Here is a 1,125-nt window from a genome sequence, read left to right as displayed (position 1 = left end):
CCCGCCTCAATCGCGGCGAGTGCCCGCTGGTGGGACCGCAGGGCGAAGGCGTCGGCGTCGTCGCGGGTGATGCCGTCCACCGAGGCGACCTCCTCTGCGGTTTCCGGCATGGAGTAGGTGGTCTTGTCCTGTGCCGCGAACAACGGGTTGGTGAACCGCCAGCCGATCGAGGTGTCGAACACGTCCCCCGGCTTGGCGAACGCCTTGGCCGGCTTCTCCATCACCCAGGGCGCACGGCTCATGGATTCCACGCCGCCGGCGACCACAATGTCGGCGGCGCCGGACTTGATCATGTGGGAGGCCATAATGATGGCTGACAACCCTGAGGCGCAGAGCCGGTTGACGGTGATTCCGGGAACGGTATCCGGGAGTCCGGCGAGCAGCGAGGCCATGCGTGCGACGTTGCGGTTCTCCTCGCCGGCGCCGTTGGCGTTGCCGAAGATCACTTCGTCGATTTCCCCGGGGTCGATACCTGCGCGGGCCACCGCCTCGCGGATCGCGAGCGCTGCGAGGTCATCGGGCCTGACCCCGGAAAGCGCTCCGCCGTAGCGTCCCACCGGGGTGCGTACCCCGCCGACCAGAAATGCCTCGGCCATGCCTGCCTCCAGAATCATCAACGATTGTGTAAGTCACACGGTCAGCCTAATTACTGACCGTTCGTTCTATATTACAGATGTGTCCGGAAAAGTGGCTCCCCTGCAAAGCCGGCGTTGCCCCACCGCTTGTGTGCGGTGCCGCAACTATTCCGGCGGACCCGCGACCCGGCCGGCCTCAAGCCGCAACTCCTTCGCGCCGGGGAGGCCGGTGAACCACCGCCGGAGTTCGCGGTCGTGGCTGACGACGACGAGGGTGCCGTCGTACCCGGCCAGAGCCTCTTCGAGCTCCCCCACCAGCACCGGGGCGAGGTGATTCGTGGGTTCGTCGAACAGGATGACGTCGTAGCGCCCCACCAGCAGGCGAGCCAGTGCAAGCCTGCGGTATTGGCCCGCGGAAAGGGTCCCGACGGGAACCAGGAAGTCGGCGCTGCGGAACAGGCCAAGGTTGAGGAGGCGGTCGGCGTGTTCGTCCAGGTCGCCCTGCAGACCCGAGGCGAAGGCCGGCAGGAGCCGCATCGACGGGCGGGGG

The 1,125-nt window shown here is 67.2% G+C and carries 2 protein-coding genes; both read right to left on the bottom strand.

Features of this window, described 5'->3' with window-relative positions; translation table 11 throughout:
- Positions 1 to 596: beta-ketoacyl synthase N-terminal-like domain-containing protein (locus tag K728_RS0108300; RefSeq protein WP_019483201.1), on the bottom strand; the 596-nt coding region annotated here is incomplete at its 3' end.
- A 144-nt stretch (positions 597 to 740) separates the two neighbouring features.
- The coding region (locus K728_RS18900) for an ATP-binding cassette domain-containing protein (protein WP_035747609.1) at positions 741 to 1,125 on the bottom strand (385 nt) is incomplete at its 5' end.

It is taken from the genome of Arthrobacter sp. CAL618 (genome assembly GCF_000468215.1).
Taxonomy (GTDB): domain Bacteria; phylum Actinomycetota; class Actinomycetes; order Actinomycetales; family Micrococcaceae; genus Arthrobacter_D.
The sequence above is the reverse complement of the archived record's forward strand: the minus strand, read 5'-3'. Positions and strand labels throughout refer to the sequence as shown.